The sequence below is a fragment of the Dyadobacter sp. genome (genome assembly GCF_017744695.1).
Taxonomy (GTDB): Bacteria; Bacteroidota; Bacteroidia; order Cytophagales; family Spirosomataceae; genus Dyadobacter.
This window is the reverse complement of record NZ_JAGIAS010000003.1, coordinates 377,256-396,145: the sequence shown is the minus strand read 5'-3', so window position 1 is coordinate 396,145 and position 18,890 is coordinate 377,256. Positions and strand designations below refer to the sequence as shown.

Below are 18,890 nucleotides of genomic sequence, written 5' to 3'. Positions count from 1 at the left end.
AATCATTCAAAATTAAATAGTTACCCAAGCCTCTTTCTTGTTACTTTCCAGGATTCTCTCGCAAATCAGCAATTCGCGGTACCCATCTGCAAACGTTGGGAATGTCGGATTTTCGGGCTGCTTACCTTCTGCAATAGCAGCGTAAACTTCCTTGAACATTTGTTTTGAGGTATCCGGGAAGCCTTCATTGTGGCCGCCTGGGAAGGTGATCGTCGAGCGCACGTCTTCATTCACGAGCGACGGGTCGCGCATGAGGATTTCGTTGGCCTTGTCGCGGTTACCGATCCACATTTCGTTCGGAGCCTCGGAACACCAGCTGAATGTCTTTTTAGAACCGGAGATTTCCAGCGACATGCGGTTTTTACGGCCAGCCGAAACCTGCGATACGGTGATTACCCCTTTGTTTCCATTGTCGAAACGGAGCAATACGTTGGCGTGGTCCTCGGTATTAATAGGTACATCGGCGTAGTCTTCCGGTTGCAGCAGTTTGCCCGAGTAAGTCTCAACGGCTTTCAAAGGCTTTTTGCGGGTTTTGTGAACGGTGTTGAAGTCCGCTAGAACGGCAACGGTTTTCAGGCCGGTAATGTATTCCAGAATGTCCATCAGGTGGGAGCCGATGTCCGCGATTGCGCGTGAATCGCCGGATTTGTCCGGTTCGAGGCGCCAGTTATAGTCGGTGTTGTAGAACAGCCAGTCTTGCAGATAAGAACCGATGAAAGAATAAATCTCGCCCAGTTCGCCTTTTTCACGCATCGATTTCATCTGACGCGCCAGTGGGTAATAGCGCAGGTTGAAGTGAACTGCATTCACCAGCCCGGTTTTCGCAGCCAGCTCCACGAGCTCTTCTGCTTCTGCGAGGTCTTTCGCTAGTGGTTTTTCACAAATCACGTGTTTGCCGGCGAGCAATGCCGCTTTCGACTGTGAGTAGTGCAAAAAGTTAGGTGTACAAATGTGGACAGCCTGAATGTCGTCTTGTTTCAACAGTTCGTCGAACGTGTAGGAACGTGCAATGCCAAGCGCATCAGCTTTCTCCTTGGCCAGTTCTGCGGTCACTTCGCAAAGTGCGGCAACTTCTACATTAGGAAGACGTCTCAGTGCTTCAATGTGTGCGGGACCAATGAAGCCTGTTCCGACAACGCCAACTTTGATTTTGTTCATAAATGGGTATGGAATGATTAGTGAAAAACAGTCCGCTTTCGCGGGTTAAATTGAGATGTACAGTAAATTGAAATGCGTATTCAGGATCAGAAATCCGTCCATTTCGTCTCCGTCTTGTTGGAAGCAATGACGGCGTCGATGAACTTCATACCTCTCAGACCATCCTGTGCAGTCGGGAAATCGTATACCGGATCGGCCTTTTTGCCTTCCCAGTAAGCCCTCACGTGAATGGCGAAGTTGCGGTATAGATTGGCGAAGGCCTCGAAATAGCCCTCGGGGTGGCCGGCGGGGATGCGGGTATGCACCTGCGCGGCTTTGGAAAGGTTGCCCACGCCTGTGCGGATAATGCGTGTGCCCTGGTTGGTTTTGTGGATCAGCGTGTTAGGCTCCATTTGCTTCCATTGAAGGCCGCCGGTTTCCCCGTACACGCGGATATTGAGGTCGTTTTCCTCTCCATTGGCGATCTGGCTGTTTTGCAGGATACCTTTCGCACCATTGTTGAAGCGAAGCAAAATATTGGCGTCATCATCCAGCAAACGGCCTTCTACAAATATCGTAAGGTCGGCACAAATCTGAGTGATTTTGAGGCCGGTGATGTATTCGGCCAGGTTTTCGGCGTGTGTACCGATGTCGCCCAGACCTCCGGCAGCTCCTGATCGCTTCGGATCGGTGCGCCATGCGGCCTGTTTGTTGCCGGTAACCTCCACCAATGTAGCCAGCCAACCTTGCGGATATTCCACAATTACCTTCCTAACTTCTCCAATGGCGCCCGAGGCGATCATCTGGCGCGCCTCCTTTACCATAGGGTAGCCGGTGTAGTTATGGGTGAGGCAGAATACAAGGCCGGTTTTTTCCACCACCGAAACGATTTCTTCAGCTTCTTCGGTATTCAATGTAATCGGTTTATCACACACGACGTGGAAGCCGTTTTCCAGGGCAAGCTTGGTAGGCGCGGCGTGTACGTGGTTAGGCGTAACGATGGCAACAAAATCCATGCGTTCCCCTTCCGGTAGTTGCTTTTCTTTCAGGATCATCTCCTCAAAGTCGTTATAAACCCTGTTTTCAGGCAGATATAGCGCTTTCCCGGTTTCCTTAGACTTGGCAGGATCGGAGCTGAAAACTCCGCAAACCAGCTCAATTTCTCCATCCATGATCGCTGCACGGCGATGGACCCCACCAATAAATGCATCCAGGGACCCGCCTACCATGCCCATTCTGATCTTTCTTGACATTCCAGTTGGTTTAAGGTTTTTGAAATAGATTATACAGATAAGAAAGAGTAGCGTAGAAGACTCTTACTTCTCACAAATATAAATTTAAGACATAAAAAACATTGCTTAGGAATAGTGAAAAGCAGTAGAATTCCCGGGAGTTTGTTTTTTTTGTGAAAATCTTTGAATAAAAAAGTATCCCGAAATCAATCATCTAATTCAAATAATCAAACCCATTTAGTCACATGTCCCAATCAGTTAACAGCGGAAGGCTCTTCAATGCAAGTTGTTTTGCGCTCATAACCACTGCATTCTCATTCAGTATCCGTGCAGGGATTCTGCCCCAGCTGGGCACCGAGTTTAACCTCACGGCCGAGCAACTGGGCTTTATCAACTCGATGTGGTTCTTCGGGTTCCCGCTCGCGATGATCATCGGCGGGCTCGTTTACCACACCATCGGCCCGAAAACAATCATGCAGGTGGCATTCGTTTGTCACGCGATTGGTATCATCATGACGATTTATTCGGGCGGCTACACCGGTCTTTTGATTTCCACATTCCTTATCGGCGTGGGTAACGGCTGTACTGAGGCTGCTTGTAACCCTATGATTGCGGATTCTTACGAAGGTCTGCAAATGAGCAAAATGCTCAACCGCTTCCACATGTGGTTCCCAGGCGGTATCGTGGTGGGGTCCCTGATCTCGAAATTCATGACCGATGCCAACCTGGGCTGGCAGGCGCAAATCTGGGTGATCCTTATCCCGACCATTATTTACGCATTCCTTTTCTGGGGACAGGCATTCCCTAAACCACACGTGGATGGTGTAACTTCAATTGGAGAGAACCTGAAAGCAATGGCTTCGCCGCTGTTTATTTTCATCTTCGTTTGTATGGCATTTACCGCCATCAGCGAGTTTGGTCCACAGCAATGGACAGGTTTGATCATGAGTAAGAGCGGTGCAAGCCCGATGCTGATCCTGGCGTTGGTGACGGGTTTGATGGCGATCACGCGCTTCTTTGCGCACCCGATCGTGGCGGCATTAGGCCAAACCGGGATTCTTTGGGGTTCTTCGATCCTGGCCGCAGCCGGTATTTACCTGTTCAGCACAGTAACTGGCCCTGCGGCATATGCTGCGGCTGTGATCTTCGCCATGGGTGTGGCGTTGTTCTGGCCAACCATGATCGGTTTCGTGGCTCAGAACGTGCCTTTGAGCGGTGCATTGGGGATGTCGATCGTCGGTGGTATCGGAATGTTCTCGACGGCCATCTGGCAGCCGGTAATCGGTAAATGGCTGGATGATGCCAAAGCTGAGAAACTGGCGGCCGGTCTTACAGGCGATGAAATGGAGTTGGCAGCCGGGCAGGCGACGCTAAGTACCATGGTGATGTTCCCCGCATTGCTGATCGTCGCATTCGCTATCCTGTATTTCTGGATGAAAGGCCGTAAAACAGTAGCTACTTCTTCGGCAGCAGTTCACTGATAAGTGGTATATCAAACAAAAAGGGCGCTTCATCGGCGCCCTTTTTGCATTATGGAGTATTTTAAAATTGCTATTTCAGCTTCACGATCGTCACGCCCGCGCCACCGCGGTCCGCATGCTCGTCGTACATGCCCGCTACCTGCTTGTACCCGCGCAGGTGGTTGCGTACGAGCGTGCGCAGGATGCCGTCGCCCTTGCCGTGCACAATGCGGAGCTCGTCGTAGCCGAGCATGATGGCATTGTCCATAAACTGGTCTACCATCCCCAATGCTTCCTCGCCGCGTTTTCCACGCATATCGAGGTTGAAACTGAAATTGAGCATCCGCTCGTTCATGTCCACACCTTTGGAAGTCGTTTTCAGTCCTTTTTCACCGGTTGCGGCCCGGTAGGCTTTACGCGAGACTTTTTCGAGACGGTTCAACTTCACATTCGATTTCAGATCGCCAATGCGGATTTCGGCGTCCTTGCCTTTGATCGAAAGCACTTCACCAATGGCCGTCTGCCCGCTGATACGTACATAGCTGCCCGGCGTAATGTCGCCGCTTTCCGGTTCGTATTCTTCTTCCTCGGGCTGCTTTTCGGTTATTTCGGCCAGTTTCAGGTTGTTTTTACCAAAGTTTTCAAGGGTAGTCCTTACCGTTTTGGTTTTTTCCTTTTCAGCCTTGTTCTCCTTGATTTCGCGGATTGTATTTTCAATCAACTGGTTCGCATCCGAAAGTAGGTTCTTGGCTTTCTGCTTAGCCTCATTGACGATCTTCTTCTCGTTGTTTTCGAGTTTCTCCTTCAATGCGGTATAATCGGCGACCTGCTTGGTCAGTTTCCGCTCCTTGATACCGATCTCGATGTTTTTTTCCGCAAACACGCGTCGTTCGATATCGAGCTCTTTCAGCAGCTTTTCAAAATTCACCTGCTGCGTTCCCAGCTTTTCCTTGGCACGAGCGACCACCGCCTTCGGTAATCCGATTTTCGAAGCAATTTCAAATGCAAACGAACTGCCCGGCCTGCCGATTTCCAGTTGATAGAGCGGTTCCAGGTGTTCGCCGTCGAAACGCATAGCGCCGTTTACCAACCCTTCGGTCTTGTCGGCAAGCACTTTCAGATTGGTATAATGCGTATTGATCATCCCGAATGCACCCGACTTGGTCAGGTTTTCTAGAATGGCTTCGGCAATCGCACCGCCCAGGCCCGGCTCGGTACCAGTACCGAACTCATCGATCAGGAACAGCGTCCTTTTGTTGGCCATGGAAAGGAAATGCCGCATATTGGTCAAGTGCGAGCTATACGTACTCAGGTCATTTTCCAGCGACTGTTCGTCACCGATATCGATGAAGATATTCTGGAAAAAGCCCATCGAAGAACCCTCGAGCATGGGTACGAGCAACCCGCATTGGAACATATACTGAATCAATCCCACAGTTTTCAATGCGACCGATTTACCACCCGCATTCGGCCCGGAAACGATCAGGATGCGTTGTTTTTCCTGCAATTCGATATTGAGCGGAATTACCTTCTTGCCCTGCTTCTGGAACGACAAATGCAGCAGCGGGTGCCGCGCCTCGCGCCAGTCGATAAACTGGCGGTTTTCGAACGGAGGATTAATCGCCCCCATTTCGCCGGCTAATCTTGCTTTGGCACGCAGAAAGTCCATTAACCCCAGGAAACCATAGGCCTTCTGCAAATCGGGTACGAACGGACGGATATAGGCAGTCAATTCAAGCAGAATGCGGTTGATTTCGCGGCGTTCTTCATATTCGAGTTCACGGATCTCATTATTGGATTCAAAAACATCCGTAGGTTCGATAAAAACGGTCTGGCCTGTCGCTGATTCGTCGTGGATAAACCCGCGTAGCTTCCGTTTGTGCTCGGCGGCAACGGGAATTACCATACGGCCGTTGCGGACGGTCAAAGAGACATCGTCGCCGATCCATCCATTGCTTCTGGCCGATTTCAAAATCGTATCCAGCTTTTTACGGATCCCGGCTTGCTCGGAGATCAGTCGCTTGCGGATGCGCGACAATTCCGGTGAGGCGGAATCGCGGATCTGTCCACGATCGTCGATAATTCGGTCGATGGCGTCTGTAACGGCCTTTTCTACCTTGATCGTTTTAGCATACTCGCCCAGAATGGGGAATGCGTCGGCCTCCTGGCTTTCGAAAAAGCGCAGGCAAAGCCGGATCGTGAGCAACGACACTTTCAAGTCCGAAAACTCGGGCTGTGTGAGTAGCATCCCTTCAATGGCAGCACGCTTCAAATAAGGGGTCGCGTCGATGTAGTTCTGGGAAGGGAAATTCTCGCCCAGTTCGAGTATGCGCTGCATTTCGGCTGTCTGGCTTACCAGCTTCTCGACCATGCCGAAATTCTCAGAAAACCGGATCTTTTCAACATAGTTCTGGCCTAGAGAGCTGATACAAAGCTCTTTCAACCGGTCCCTCAGCTTGTCGAATCCCAGTTTTTGTTCTAATGTATTGGGGTAAAGCATTTTTAATGGCTATCGGCTGTCGGCAATCGGCCGTCAGCACTGTAATTAAATGGCTATCGGCTGTCGGCAATCGGCCGTCAGCACTGTAATTAAATGGTTATCTGCTACCGGCAATCAGCCGTCAGCACTGTATTAAATGGTTATCTGCTACCGGCAATCGGCCGTCAGCATTGTTAATGATGTAAATTTTGAACTCTAAGCAGCCGACTGCCGATAGCCGATAGCCGACTGCTGTTCTAAAACACGTTTCGTATCTCCTCTTTAAGCACCTTCAACGCATGCGTCGACGGCTGGACTTCCTTCTCGATTACGTGTGAAAAAACTTTCTTGGCCAGGTCTGCGGCCGGGGCGTCGGCGCTGACTTCTGCCGCAGCCTGGTTCACAATCGCCACAGTTTCGTTCATCGCGTTCACGATCTGTTCCCAGGCATGGGTACTCACGTAGAGCTGTTGGGCCACATTGTGGTTGTATTCCTCTCTGATTTCGTGCAGGATGATCTGCTGGAGTTCCAGCGCGCTGATCGCCGAAGGTACCAGTCGAAGTAACAGGTTATTAGGGGTAATACGTTCCAGGAACAGGCACATACGCTCATACGCCTGCAAACGCAGCGGCAATGTGACTTCGATGTTTTTGCTGCGGATATCCCAGCGCTGTTTCTCAAATATCTTGTTGGCGACAGTCGTAATGGTGAGGTACATGCCAAATGTCACGATAACGCCGAGTGCCAGAATTGCCAATATCCAGATATATTCCATGTTGTGAAATTGTAATTTTATGCCAAAATGAGGCACAAAATTAAAGGATTAGCCGCATTTGGCAGATATTTATTTCAAAACGCGAATGGAACGGCGGCAGTTTGCGTTAACTGGTTTATCGCAATCAAGAATAATGAGCAGGAATGGATAACCCGATTCAACTAACCGAAGCAGCAAGGCAGGAAATCAGGACGACACTGGAAGCCAATAAAATTCCGGATACCTACGGACTCCGGGTAGGGTTAAGAGGGGGTGCGTGCAGCGGATCTTTTCTGCTTGGGTTCGACACAGCCACAGAGCATGACCAGACATACCTTATCGAGGGAATTAAGGTACTCATAGACAGACGCCATCTGATGTACGTGATCGGCGTATCGGTCGACTTTGAGGAGGGGGCGAACGGCAGCGGTTATACGGTTTCTGCCGCTGAAAAACTCAAATAAGTATTTTGATCAATCTTCAACGGTTACATGCTTCCAGTTCTCTCCTGAGCGGATACGGTTGAGCTGGGTATGCGTAATCCCAAACTGCTTCGCGATCATTTTCAAACGGTTGTTATCGTTTTTCAAAAGCTTTTTGATGATTCGCACTTTGCTTTCCGTCAGCTTGTAATTTTTGGTGCGGCGCGGAATCACCCGGTTAATGAACGCAGGGTTTTCACGATTATGGTCGATCATTTCCGCCTTCGTAACCCATTTCAGATTTTCGTAGTGGTTATTCTGCTTATCGAAATCCAGGTGGATCACGAAGTTATGGTCCGCGTCCGGTTTTTCCACGAAATGCTCAGCTACAAGCTTGTGTACGTAGCGGTTGATCGTCTTGCCGCCTGCTACGCGGATGTTTAATGATCTATATCCTTGAATGACAGATCCTTTGATTACAACACCTTCCTTAGGGTTGTTCTGAAAACTTTTCAATCTGCCATAGTTGGATACTTCGTAATGGGGAGCGTTCTCGATCTCGTCGAATATAATTTTTGCCCACTTTTCGTTCCAGAAGCTCCGGCTTACATTTGATTCATTCATTTTGATAAAAGCTATTATTATAGTTTCTTAACGTTGTACAGTTGATCATGCCTCCTAACCCCTTGCGGGAATCGGGAACGATCTTTTGGTGTTTCGAAAGTGTGTGTGGCTGCTGCGAATGCCGCGACGGTAATGCCGTTTTGCAGCCCTGTTTGTTTATTAAATTGATTTGGCATGAAACGTACACTCATTATAGGAGCGACTTCCAATCCTTCCAGATACGCTTACCTGGCAGCACAGAAACTCAGGCACCATGGTCATCCCATTTTACTCATCGGACGCAGGAAAGGTTTTGCATTAGGAGAGGAAATCAACACAGACAAAACTGACTGGAAAGATGTAGATACCGTCACGCTGTATATCAATCCGAGCCACCAACCTGAATACTACGATTACATCGTTTCTCTAAATCCTAAACGCGTTATCTTCAACCCTGGTACAGAGAATCCTGAATTTAAGGATATTTTAATTGATAAAAATATCATACCAATAGAGGGATGCACTTTGGTAATGCTGTCGACCGGACAATTCTAGTCTGGCGACTTACCACCTGATCAGCGCTGATGCCCAGGTAAATCCACTTCCGAACGCTGCAAGACAAACCAGGTCGCCTTCTTTCACTTTTCCGGTCTCCCAGGCTTCCGTCAGAGCGATAGGAATGGAGGCGGCCGTGGTATTTCCGAAACGTTGTAAGTTATTGATAACCTGTGATTCGGAGAGGCCGAGCTGCTGCCGGACGTAGTCGCTGATCCGGATATTTGCCTGGTGCGGAACGAGCAGATCAATATCACCTGCCGTATAGCCATTAGCCTCCAAGGCCTCCTGGATTACCTCGCCAAAGCGCACGATCGCGTGTTTGAAAACGGCATTACCGTTCATATAAACGTTGTGTCCACCACCTTCGATCACCTCCTGGCTCACCGGACGACCTTCGCGGCTGCTGCCCGGATCTTTTACAAAGAGCTCCTCGGCAAACCGGCCGTCGGCATGGAGGTGTGTAGATAATATACAATGTTGGGGATCGTCCGTGGCGGAAACCACCGCTGCTCCGGCCCCGTCCCCAAAAATTACCGCCGTATTACGTCCCGCCGTACTCTTGTCGATCCACGAGGACTGAATTTCCGAACCTACCACGAGCGCCGTCTTGTACATGCCGGATTTGATGAACTGGTCGGCAATGGAAAGCGCATACACAAATCCCGAACATTGCTCGCGGATGTCGATCACCGGTTTGCCGTCCATGCCCAGTTCGCGCTGCATCAGAAATGCGGAGCCCGGGAAAAAGTAATCGGGGGTAATGGTAGCGTACACGATCACGTCTATGTCATCAGGCGTAAGACCGGCCCTTTCGAGCGCTTGCCGTGACGCCGCGGCAGCCATGCTGTAATTGGTGTCTTTCCCGTACTCGAAATAACGACGTTCCTGAATGCCGGTCCGCTCGCGGATCCATTCATCGGAAGTTTCCATCCACTGGGTGAGGTCGTCGTTGGTGATGATATTGTCAGGAACGTAAAAGCCTAAGCCTGTAATGCGGGAGAATGCCATGCTAGTGGGGACGGTTCAAAAACTGCTGAGGGTTAAAGGCAGAACAGAACGGTATTTAATGCTAAAATGATAATAATAAGCAACATACGTTGCCGGAAAGACTGCAAAAATGCAAAAAAAAGTCTTCCGTACCAATTAGGCCTGCTTTTTCCTAAGGTTAGCCGCGATGGAAAGTAGTACGTAAACGATCAGTATTGCCGGGATAGCCAGGAATTTCAACGTTGCAAGCAAAACGATTGTGACACCGATCAGGATGAAGCGAGCCTCATTGCCCTGCCATCCGAAATTCTTGAATTTCAGCGCAATCAACGGGAGCTCCATGACCAGCGCATACGACATTACTACGCTCAGGATGAGTAAGTTATTGGTATTAATAATAATGTTTTTCCAGACTTCGCTCTCCGTATGAACAATCAATGGCAACGATGCGATCAGCATTGCGTTCGCGGGTGTGGGTACGCCTATGAAGGAATCGGATTGCCGCGGGTCGTTGTTAAACTTGGCCAGGCGGATTGCCGAGAAAATGGCAATGATGAAGGCAGGATAGGCTTTCCAGATGCCGAATAGATCGGGAATACTTTGCATGAGCAACTGGTACATGATAATCGAAGGCAGTACGCCGAAGGTAACCACGTCGGCCAGTGAATCCAGATCGCGGCCGATAGGGGAGGTTACTTTAAGCAGGCGGGCGACAAAGCCGTCCAGAAAGTCGAATACCAATGCGACGCCGATGAGCACACAGGAAAGCAGCAGGTTGTTGTGGAATGCTTCCACCACGCCAATGCAGCCGCAAAGCAAATTGCCGCAGGTGAGCGCATTGGGGATGTTGCGACGGATCATAAGAGCTATTGGAAGAAGGGATTGTTTCTTTTCTCAAAACCAATGGTGGTAGGTTCCATATGGCCGGCGTACACGGTATAATCGTCCGGCAAGGTGAACATTTGCTCGCGAATGCTCCGTAGTAATGTAGCATGGTCACCACCAGGGAGGTCGGTACGCCCGATGCTCATGCGGAACAGCACGTCGCCACCAATGACGAATTTTGCAGCATCGTTGACCAATGCAACATGGCCGGGCGCGTGGCCAGGCACGAATATGATTTTCAGGGATGTATTGCCAAATTCGATGGTTTCGCCCTCTTTGATAAAGCCGTCGATCTCGGGCTCTTCAAATGCTGAAAAGCCGTAGTTGGAGGCATAAGTTTTGACAGCCTTTAACAGGGGTTCATCCAGCTTGTGCAGGACAAACGGGATGCTATATTTCCTTTTGAGAGCCGCCACGCCTAATACGTGGTCGATGTGTGCGTGGGTATTCACGATCTGCACAGGTTTCAGGCCGTGTTGTTGCACAAAATCGGTGAGTTCGTTTACTTCCGAACGGTCGTAGCAGCCGGGATCGATGATGATCGCCTCGCCCGTCTCGTCGTATAGGAGATAAGTATTTTCAGAAAATGGGTTAAATACAAATGTTTGGACCTGTACCATTCCGGTAGGGATATGTGGGTTATTGAATGGGCGCGAATTTACAAAACACTTTACAGTTCTTTGAACCGTGCTATAATGCGGTCGAAGTAAAATATGGTGGTATCCTTATAATCTGAGTCGGTTCCGGCATAAAACCATAGCTCGCCGTTGCTGTTGGCGGTTACGGTAATCGGTTGGCTGTCATTTGAATAGCTTATCAATGTGTAATATAGTGCGTTGGAATTGGTGCTGGCAATGCTCCCACTGAGCAGGACGGCTTTGCCCGGTTGCGCCACGGTACCTTTATCCAGATTGAATGTATAGGTCCCCGAAACCAGCTTCGTCAACGGCTCGTCCACGGATACGCCTGCTTTGAATGCGACCTTACCGACCACCGCTTCCGCCGTGTAATTAGATGCCAGATCGACTTGCAGCGTCATTCGATAGGATTTGCCTGGCTTAAATCCGGTGACGCGCTTTTTGAGATAGCTGAACATATTGCCTTTGGAATACCTCGACAGGATTCGGAAACCATATTGTGTCGTATCGAGGCCGCGTGGGAGCAGTGCGGTAGCGGCGACGGTATCCAGCTGGCTCGAATCGGCGGTTGCCGCGTATCCTGCATACCCCGGGATCCAACCATCCTCGCCCGCATCTCCCGTCTGAAAGTTGGAGTCGACGGTAATGCTCGCGTCGAGACTGTCTTCATTACAGCCCCACAATCCGGCAGCGGCCAGGACGGTTATCAGAATATATTTTTTCAAAATGGATAACAGTTTGCAAAGAGAACGAAAGACCCGGAAATATCTTTCCGCGTTGTAACTGGTAAAATTAAGACAGCGTTCACCAAAAGCCTATCCGACGAGAAAAATAGCCGGAATTTTATGCAAATCAGGCTTTTGTGCCTTCCATTTTCTGACGGGCATGGTCTTGATCAGCTCGTCTGGTGCAGTGACATTAGCGGCAATGCATAATGTCAGGTCAGGCGAGCATGCTTCTATCACGGCTTCCAGCAACTGGTTGTTACGGAAAGGCGTTTCCATGAATATCTGCGTCTGCTGATATTGCCTTGCATTTCTCTCGAGGTTTTGCAATGCTTTTTTACGCTGCACTTTATCGATCGGCAGGTAACCGTGAAACGCGAACGACTGCCCGCTCATTCCGGAGGCCATTAGAGCCAACAGGATGGACGATGGTCCTACCAATGGCACCACGCGTATCCCCAGTTCATGTGCCATGCGCACTGCCACCGCACCCGGGTCGGCGACGCCGGGGCAACCCGCTTCCGATATGATGCCGGCACTTTTTGAAAGGCTTCGCAGCGATGCAACTGTTTCCGTTTCGGGCGTATCCTTGTTCAGCTCGATAAACGTTAGCTCATCGATCACTTTGCCTAGTTTCAGACTGCTGATGAAGCGCCGGGCCGTTCGGATATTCTCCACGAAGAAAACATCCAGATGCTGCACGGCCTCTTTGATCTGTGGTGAGAGGACGTCGTTTTGGGTGCCTTCTGCCAGTATTGTGGGGATTAAGTACAGGGAAATCCCGGAATCGTTCATAGGTGTCTCATTTTTTCAATGCTTTCCAACCAAAAGTCCTGATTGTGAATCTACGGAGTAAATAAAATTATTTAATAAGTATGAAAAGACTATTATACATACCCTTGGTCCTGGTGTGGTTATTGTCTTGTAAAAAGGATAGTTTCAACGACCTTTCGCCCAATTATTCATTCGCGACGGTGTCAGGTATTTGGCATTCTGTCGAAGTTGAAAGGTCTTCGCTCGATAACAAAAGTACCTGGGAGCCAATTGACGCAGCCAAATCCGATTCGTTGATATTTCGTATCGACGGTGTGGTGCTCAATGCCGACGGCACGCCCCGGTGCTGCGCACCTGCCACGATGATCATCAATGGTACCCTTGTCGATGTAAAACCGCAAATTGCGTTACCCAATAACCCACAGTGCGAACTGCTGAACTGCATTACCTGTCCCACCTGGGAGATATCGATAAGCGATGATCAGCTTATTATAGCTACGTGCAACTCGCCCAGGATGAAATACGTCAGATAGCCGTATTCAGAAATTCCAGCAGGGTGCTGACAAACGCTTTCGGCTGTTCCGCCTGCACCCAGTGCCCTGCTCCCTCGATCGTTTTCAGTTGTGCATTCGGAAATAGGTCGAGAATGCCTTCCAGATCTTCATCCAGTATATAATTAGAATTGCTTCCCCGCATAAACAACGTCGGCGTTTCGACCGGATGGTCGGATTTAATCTGTGCGCCCACATTGGCCATGTCGGTTGTGAGCAATGGCAGGTTGAAGCGCCATGCGAATCCGCCGTCTTCCTTTCTGTAAAGGTTTTTCAGCAAAAACTGCCGCACGCCCAGCAGCGGCTCGTATTCACTCAGTAGTTCATCGGCCTGGTTTCGGTTTTCTATTTCATCAATGGGAATGGCATTCAGGCCTTTCAGGATTTTAGTATGGTGAATAGGGTAGACCTTGGGGCCGATGTCGACGACCACGAGGGCCTCGAAGGTATCCGGATAGGTCACCGCATACTCCATCACTGTTTTTCCACCCATCGAATGGCCGATCAGGATCGGGGATTCGATATGTTGTTGTTCCAGAAACTCCTTCAAGTCGGCCGCAAGCGTCGGGAAGTTCAATGGGCCTTCGTGCGGAGAGCGTCCGTGGTTGCGCTGGTCGACCAGGTAAACGCGGTAACCTTGTTCCGAAAGCGTTTTCCCAATGGTAAGCCAGTTGTCGAGAAAACCGAAAACACCGTGAAGGATAACCAGCGGCTCGCCTGTTTCCCCTATTTGTTTGAAATTGAGTTGCATAGTTTAGTTCAATGTAATACTTCGGCTGTCGGCAGTCAGCTGTCAGCTATTTATTTCAACCAGCCGAAAGCCGAAAGCCGAAAGCCGACTGCCGAAAGCCAATAACCACGCAAAGGTTGTAAGTATTTCCGGGAAGGAAAAAAATCCCGGCTTTCTAAAATTTAACAATTTGTTAAACACCGGTTACGACCTGGTACAATAATTGCTGGCCTGATAGATAAAAAATCTTTTTTTCTGCCTCCAATCTGCTCTTCAAAAGCCTTTGGCCCTTCTCGGAATTTGTTAATGATTTGATAAAATAAAAAATATTGAAGTATTGGTGCACGAATCTGCATTATTTCAATAGATCAGTCAGTTACGAAGACTAGTATTGCATTTTAGTAGGATTTAGCCTTTTGTTTGTGAATGTAAAAAGCTATTATTTTGCATCAATTATTCATCCTCCTTGAATGAATCCGCTAGTATTCTTACAAACCAAATCACCAAATTTATGAACGGGAAAAGTTTACTCTTCCGGGCGGTGTGCCTCGCGGTTACCGCATTTCTATTCTCTCTATTTGGACCGACGGCGCAAGCTCAGGTTACTTCATCAGCAATTACGGGACGTGTTGCAGACGGCAAGGGCGAGGTGCTTCCGGGCGCCACGGTCGTCGCGATACACGAACCATCGGGAACAAAATACGGCTCGGTAACCAACGAGCAGGGGCTTTACACGATACCCGCGGTGCGCGTCGGTGGACCTTACAAAGTGACTGTTTCTTTCGTGGGTTTTAATGAACAATCTCAGGAAAACATTTTTGCTAACCTCGGTACGGCGGCCAACGTCAATTTCGAATTGAAAGACGGTTCCACCGACCTCGCGGAAGTGATTGTCACCGGTGCAGGAAGCGATATTTTCAGCTCCGACCGTACCGGTGCCGCTACCACTTTCAACAAAGGTCTGATCACGAGCCTGCCTACACTCGGACGTACGCTGAACGACATTACCAAGTACAATGCTTACAGCAACGGCCGCTCTTTCGGCGGGCAGGATAGCCGTTACAACAACTTCACGATCGACGGTTCGGTGTTCAACAACGGTTTCGGTCTCGGTAACGAGGCGCAAGCGGGTGGTCGTACGGGCTCTACGGCGATTTCTCTCGATGCGATCGAAGAAGTACAGATCAACATCGCCCCTTACGACGTACGTCAGTCGGGCTTCGCGGGTGCGGGTATCAACGCGGTAACGCGCTCAGGTACCAACGAATTCTCAGGTTCGGCATTCCATTTCTTCAAAAACAAGAGCCTGGCAGGAAAGAAAATCGATGGCAGCGACATTACAGTTGCTAAGTTCAATGAAAAAACAACTGGTTTCCGTCTGGGCGGCCCGATCATCAAGAACAAATTGTTCTTCTTTGTGAATGGTGAATTCGTAAAACGTTCCAGTCCGGCGCTCGACTACGTGCTTAACCGCGGCCAGGGATCCGGTGGCAACATTTCACGTACTACATTGGCGGATATGCAGGATCTCGCGTCGTTCATGAAAGAGAAATTCCAGTATGACGTGGGTGCCTTGGACGGCTTCAACAACGAGAACACCAGCAAGAAATTCCTCGGCCGTATCGACTACAACATCAGCGACAAGCATAAGTTGACATTGCGTTACTCGCACCACGATTCGGATTCGGACGTATTGATCAGTCAGTCCAGCAGCTCTAATACCGCAGGTTTCGGTAACCGTACCAACTCGTCTTTGGCAATCTCTCCCCAGAATACAGGCTATATTATCCAGGACAATACCCGTTCATTCGTAGCGGAATTGAATTCGAACTTCGGCGGTAAATTTGCCAACAACCTGATCGCTACTTACAACAAGCAGATCGAAGACCGTAAATACAAAGCGCCGATCTTCCCGACGATCGAAATCCAGAAAGACGGATCTACCTATACTACCATCGGTTCCGATCCATTTACGCCTAACAACCGTCTGGATTACGCGACTTTCAACATTACCGACAACCTGACTTACTTCGCAGGAAAACACACTTTCACAGTGGGTGCGTCATACGAGCACTTCAAGTCGAACAACCTGTTTTTCCCGACTTCAAACGGCGTTTGGGTGTTCAAATCGATCCAGGATTTCAAGAATGCAGCTAATGCATACCTTGCCAATCCTAACCTGACAACCGCTCCTGATACCGTAGTTCGTTTCAACTACCGTTATTCATTGCTTCCGGGCGGTGCTGCTCCGTGGCAGACATTCAAAACACAGACTTTCAGCTTGTACGCGCAGGATGAATTCCAGGCTACGCCTAACTTCAAGCTTACCGCTGGTCTCCGCGCTGATTTGATTAATATGCCAAATACATCCAAGCAGTATTATAACCCTGTTGTGGATACCATTGTGTTCAGATCGCCGAATGGTGACCCTTACAATGTGAATACAGGTAATGTTCCAAAATCACGCATTTACCTTTCTCCACGCGTAGGTTTCAACTGGGATGTAAAAGGCGACCGTACCACGCAGGTACGCGGTGGAACCGGTTTGTTCCTTTCCCGAATTCCTTACGTGTTGATCTCGAATCAGTTGGGTAATAACGGGGTGAACTCCGCAACGGTTGCGGGAGCCAATACTACCGCATATCCTTTTACACTCGACCCATCGCGCTACAACCCCGACCCTAAAGACACCAAGCCGCTTAGTGGCTACCAGGTGAACGCATCGGATGAAGACCTGAAATTCCCGCAAATCTGGAAGAGCAACATCGGTATCGACCAGCAATTGGGCTGGGGTATAGTAGCTACTGTTGAAGGTATTTTTAACAAAAATTACAACTCGCTCCGCTACATCGACGTAAACCTGAAAGCACCGAATGCGCAGTTTACAGGTCCTGATACCCGCGACCGTTTCCCGGCTTCCGGTCTTAGCGGTGGTGCGGCAACGGCAGCGCGTCTGATTTCAAGTCAGGTTTCAAACACGTACGTGTTGACCAACACCAACAAAGGTTACTCTTACTCTTTGACCGGTAAACTCGAAAAACCTGCTACTCGCGGCTTCGGTGGAATGGTAGGTTATACTTACGGTATGGCTAAGGACATCGCGTCGGTTTCTTCTACCGTAGAAGGCAACGTTCCGGGGGTTAATGGTCTGAACTACCTCGACCTGGCTTACTCGGGTAACGACGTTCGTCACCGCTTTGTAGGTTATGTTTCTTACCGTAAAGAGTATGGTGGTAAATTCGGTGGTGCTACGATGGTAACATTGGGTGGTGTATCTTCAAGCGGTACTAAAATCTCTTACATCAGCTCTACGGATATGAATGGCGATGGTCAGAACAACGACCTGATCTTTGTTCCGAACAAAGCGACCGACATTACTTTCCAGACTTTGACTACTACTGCGAACGGCAAAACTTACACATTCTCACCAGAGCAGCAGACAGAGGCATTCCAGAAATACATCGACAACCATCCTTATCTGAAAGAAAGGAAAGGCAAATATGCAGAGCGTAATGGTGGTGCTTATCCTTGGTTGACCCGTTTTGATATCACCGTGGAGCAGGACTTCTACGTGAAGGTGGGCAAGAAAGACAAGAAGAACATTATCCGTCTGCGTGCCGATATCTTCAACGTAGGAAACATGATCAACGACAAATGGGGTGTAGCTAACCAGGTGACGGCTTCGTCCAACAGTACGCAGTCTAACCCGCTTAACTTCGCCAGCGTAACCAAAGAAGGTGTGCCTACCTACCGCATGGGTACGCAGGTGGTGAATGGCGAAACGATACTGGTGCGTGATGCATTCGTGAAATCGAGAACGATTAACGACGTGTGGCAGGCGCAGTTGGGTATCCGTTATATCTTTAACTAAGAATAGCAAGCCTTCTGACAGCAACGAGCCCGCGGTAATGCGGGCTCGTTTTTTTGTAGAATGTCACCCTGAGCGCAGTCGAAGGGCATGTGGGACGGCTCCGTACTGACTGTCTTCGACCGCCGGGCGGCCCCGTCCGCTCAGACTGACATCTTACTCTTCCTCCCTTCAATCCTCAATCCTTCTTATAAAAAATGCTCTGCACAAGGATCGGATTGTCAGTACAAATAATATCCGGCCCGCCTGAATCCCGGATCTTTTGATACAATGGCCTCGATTCTGCGACTTGCAGCGTGTCAATATTGCCATTGGTGCCGAGCGAAGAGGTGACGTTCAGGTCGTGAATGCGTTGGTAAAATGCCCCTTCCTGCAATTCCCGAGGGGTGAGCGCAACAAGCTGCTCCAATGGTAGTCCCGATTGTTCGACGGCATCGATGTGGTCAGGACTATTGAATCCGACCGCGAGCATAAGCTGAGGGGCCAGTTGGTGCGCCAACTGTGCTTCTTTTAATGAATAGCAGATCAATACGGATTTGTAGAGGTTCCCGGTTCCTTGCAGCATTTTAATGGTTTGGGTAATGCTCGTTTCAGGCTTTTTATCGATAATCAGCACGAAATTTTTGCCGGCCGACCAGTTCAATACCTCCTGAAATGTGGGGATGGGGTGTTCCGTCATGGAACCATAGGGATCTTTTAACCTCAGTTTGCTGACTTCTTTCCACTTCTTTTTGCTCAGCAAGCCTTTCCCATTGGTTTTTAATGCGAGGTCATCGTCGTGCGAGATCACCAGCAGGCTGTCGGCGGTAGCACGGACGTCGATTTCCAGCAGCACGCAAGGGACTTTGGAATACGTCCGCTCGAAGGTGGCCATGCTGTTGCCCGGGTAGCCGTCTTCCGTGCCGCCCTGATGTGCCATAATCAATGGCGTGGTACGCTTGCCGGGTTTCAGGTAACTTTTCAGCGCATCGGCGTCTTTGAACTGGCATTCTCCCGATTGGCCGTAGGTAGTTTGTGAAAGTACGGCCAGCAGCAATGCCGCAAAGACCTGTCGTGTGTGGTTTCTCATGATGGATTTACATGGTT

The 18,890-nt window shown here is 49.5% G+C and carries 17 protein-coding genes; 5 read left to right on the top strand and 12 right to left on the bottom strand.

Annotation, left to right across the window (positions count from 1 at the left end; genetic code table 11):
• Positions 1–12 precede the first annotated feature (12 nt).
• Together J7619_RS13755 and J7619_RS13750 are read right to left on the bottom strand one after the other, a co-directional pair.
• Positions 13–1,158: a Gfo/Idh/MocA family protein gene (locus J7619_RS13755; RefSeq protein WP_291199109.1), complete on the bottom strand. Its 1,146-nt coding sequence runs from the start codon at positions 1,156–1,158 to the stop codon at positions 13–15.
• Positions 1,159–1,244: 86 nt separating this feature from the next.
• Complete coding sequence (locus J7619_RS13750) at positions 1,245–2,372, bottom strand: Gfo/Idh/MocA family protein (RefSeq protein WP_291200353.1); 1,128 nt, start codon at positions 2,370–2,372, stop codon at positions 1,245–1,247.
• A 242-nt stretch (positions 2,373–2,614) separates the two neighbouring features.
• On the opposite strand from J7619_RS13750, the gene J7619_RS13745 reads away from it, so the two are divergent.
• The gene (locus J7619_RS13745; RefSeq protein WP_291199107.1) at positions 2,615–3,850 is read left to right on the top strand and encodes a sugar MFS transporter; all 1,236 of its coding nucleotides are present in this window, start codon (positions 2,615–2,617) and stop codon (positions 3,848–3,850) included.
• Between the two features lie 70 nt (positions 3,851–3,920).
• Here the strand turns inward: J7619_RS13745 and J7619_RS13740 are convergent, their stop codons facing one another.
• Together J7619_RS13740 and J7619_RS13735 are read right to left on the bottom strand one after the other, a co-directional pair.
• Complete coding sequence (locus J7619_RS13740) at positions 3,921–6,329, bottom strand: endonuclease MutS2 (protein ID WP_291199105.1); 2,409 nt, start codon at positions 6,327–6,329, stop codon at positions 3,921–3,923.
• 236 nt (positions 6,330–6,565) lie between these two features.
• Positions 6,566–7,084, bottom strand: a complete 519-nt coding sequence (locus tag J7619_RS13735; RefSeq protein WP_291199103.1) for a hypothetical protein — start codon at positions 7,082–7,084, stop codon at positions 6,566–6,568.
• A 143-nt stretch (positions 7,085–7,227) separates the two neighbouring features.
• Between J7619_RS13735 and J7619_RS13730 the strand changes: the two genes are divergently transcribed.
• Complete coding sequence (locus J7619_RS13730) at positions 7,228–7,527, top strand: iron-sulfur cluster assembly accessory protein (protein WP_291199101.1); 300 nt, start codon at positions 7,228–7,230, stop codon at positions 7,525–7,527.
• 9 nt (positions 7,528–7,536) lie between these two features.
• Here the strand turns inward: J7619_RS13730 and J7619_RS13725 are convergent, their stop codons facing one another.
• On the bottom strand, positions 7,537–8,109 hold the full coding sequence (locus J7619_RS13725; protein WP_291199099.1) for an NUMOD4 domain-containing protein: 573 nt from the start codon (positions 8,107–8,109) through the stop codon (positions 7,537–7,539).
• A 174-nt stretch (positions 8,110–8,283) separates the two neighbouring features.
• On the opposite strand from J7619_RS13725, the gene J7619_RS13720 reads away from it, so the two are divergent.
• Positions 8,284–8,643, top strand: coding sequence for a CoA-binding protein (locus tag J7619_RS13720; protein ID WP_291199097.1), 360 nt, complete (start codon positions 8,284–8,286; stop codon positions 8,641–8,643).
• A gap of 9 nt (positions 8,644–8,652) precedes the next feature.
• Here J7619_RS13720 and J7619_RS13715 read toward each other — a convergent pair whose 3' ends face one another.
• The 5 genes from J7619_RS13715 to J7619_RS13695 form a co-directional block, all read right to left on the bottom strand.
• Positions 8,653–9,654, bottom strand: a complete 1,002-nt coding sequence (locus J7619_RS13715) for a 3-oxoacyl-ACP synthase III family protein (RefSeq protein ID WP_291199095.1) — start codon at positions 9,652–9,654, stop codon at positions 8,653–8,655.
• Between the two features lie 135 nt (positions 9,655–9,789).
• Positions 9,790–10,494, bottom strand: a complete 705-nt coding sequence (pssA, locus tag J7619_RS13710) for a CDP-diacylglycerol--serine O-phosphatidyltransferase (protein WP_291199092.1) — start codon at positions 10,492–10,494, stop codon at positions 9,790–9,792.
• Between the two features lie 5 nt (positions 10,495–10,499).
• Positions 10,500–11,138, bottom strand: coding sequence for an MBL fold metallo-hydrolase (locus tag J7619_RS13705; protein ID WP_291199090.1), 639 nt, complete (start codon positions 11,136–11,138; stop codon positions 10,500–10,502).
• Between the two features lie 50 nt (positions 11,139–11,188).
• Positions 11,189–11,881, bottom strand: a complete 693-nt coding sequence (locus tag J7619_RS13700) for a hypothetical protein (RefSeq protein ID WP_291199088.1) — start codon at positions 11,879–11,881, stop codon at positions 11,189–11,191.
• Between the two features lie 90 nt (positions 11,882–11,971).
• On the bottom strand, positions 11,972–12,676 hold the full coding sequence (locus J7619_RS13695; protein ID WP_291199086.1) for an SAM-dependent methyltransferase: 705 nt from the start codon (positions 12,674–12,676) through the stop codon (positions 11,972–11,974).
• Positions 12,677–12,756: 80 nt separating this feature from the next.
• On the opposite strand from J7619_RS13695, the gene J7619_RS13690 reads away from it, so the two are divergent.
• The gene (locus J7619_RS13690; RefSeq protein WP_291199084.1) at positions 12,757–13,188 is read left to right on the top strand and encodes a hypothetical protein; all 432 of its coding nucleotides are present in this window, start codon (positions 12,757–12,759) and stop codon (positions 13,186–13,188) included.
• Here J7619_RS13690 and J7619_RS13685 read toward each other — a convergent pair.
• Complete coding sequence (locus J7619_RS13685) at positions 13,181–13,957, bottom strand: alpha/beta fold hydrolase (RefSeq protein WP_291199082.1); 777 nt, start codon at positions 13,955–13,957, stop codon at positions 13,181–13,183. The genes J7619_RS13690 and J7619_RS13685 overlap by 8 nt on opposite strands.
• 490 nt (positions 13,958–14,447) lie before the next feature.
• On the opposite strand from J7619_RS13685, the gene J7619_RS13680 reads away from it, so the two are divergent.
• Positions 14,448–17,807 (top strand): carboxypeptidase regulatory-like domain-containing protein, encoded by a 3,360-nt coding sequence (locus J7619_RS13680; RefSeq protein ID WP_291199081.1) that lies wholly within the window; start codon positions 14,448–14,450, stop codon positions 17,805–17,807.
• 175 nt (positions 17,808–17,982) lie between these two features.
• Here the strand turns inward: J7619_RS13680 and J7619_RS13675 are convergent, their stop codons facing one another.
• Positions 17,983–18,873 carry a glycerophosphodiester phosphodiesterase family protein gene (locus J7619_RS13675; protein ID WP_291199079.1) on the bottom strand — a complete coding sequence of 297 codons (891 nt, stop codon included), beginning with the start codon at positions 18,871–18,873 and terminating at the stop codon, positions 17,983–17,985.
• Positions 18,874–18,890 lie beyond the last annotated feature (17 nt).

Coding starts and splice junctions, on each gene's coding strand:
- J7619_RS13715 (WP_291199095.1), bottom strand. CDS start 9,654: ATGGCATTCTCCCGCATTACAGGCTTAGGCTTTTACGTTCCTGACAAT.
- J7619_RS13735 (WP_291199103.1), bottom strand. CDS start 7,084: ATGGAATATATCTGGATATTGGCAATTCTGGCACTCGGCGTTATCGTG.
- J7619_RS13750 (WP_291200353.1), bottom strand. CDS start 2,372: ATGGGCATGGTAGGCGGGTCCCTGGATGCATTTATTGGTGGGGTCCAT.
- J7619_RS13730 (WP_291199101.1), top strand. CDS start 7,228: ATGGATAACCCGATTCAACTAACCGAAGCAGCAAGGCAGGAAATCAGG.
- J7619_RS13685 (WP_291199082.1), bottom strand. CDS start 13,957: ATGCAACTCAATTTCAAACAAATAGGGGAAACAGGCGAGCCGCTGGTT.
- J7619_RS13705 (WP_291199090.1), bottom strand. CDS start 11,138: ATGGTACAGGTCCAAACATTTGTATTTAACCCATTTTCTGAAAATACT.
- J7619_RS13725 (WP_291199099.1), bottom strand. CDS start 8,109: ATGAATGAATCAAATGTAAGCCGGAGCTTCTGGAACGAAAAGTGGGCA.
- J7619_RS13695 (WP_291199086.1), bottom strand. CDS start 12,676: ATGAACGATTCCGGGATTTCCCTGTACTTAATCCCCACAATACTGGCA.
- J7619_RS13680 (WP_291199081.1), top strand. CDS start 14,448: ATGAACGGGAAAAGTTTACTCTTCCGGGCGGTGTGCCTCGCGGTTACC.
- J7619_RS13740 (WP_291199105.1), bottom strand. CDS start 6,329: ATGCTTTACCCCAATACATTAGAACAAAAACTGGGATTCGACAAGCTG.
- J7619_RS13720 (WP_291199097.1), top strand. CDS start 8,284: ATGAAACGTACACTCATTATAGGAGCGACTTCCAATCCTTCCAGATAC.
- J7619_RS13675 (WP_291199079.1), bottom strand. CDS start 18,873: ATGAGAAACCACACACGACAGGTCTTTGCGGCATTGCTGCTGGCCGTA.
- J7619_RS13690 (WP_291199084.1), top strand. CDS start 12,757: ATGAAAAGACTATTATACATACCCTTGGTCCTGGTGTGGTTATTGTCT.
- J7619_RS13755 (WP_291199109.1), bottom strand. CDS start 1,158: ATGAACAAAATCAAAGTTGGCGTTGTCGGAACAGGCTTCATTGGTCCC.
- J7619_RS13745 (WP_291199107.1), top strand. CDS start 2,615: ATGTCCCAATCAGTTAACAGCGGAAGGCTCTTCAATGCAAGTTGTTTT.
- pssA (WP_291199092.1), bottom strand. CDS start 10,494: ATGATCCGTCGCAACATCCCCAATGCGCTCACCTGCGGCAATTTGCTT.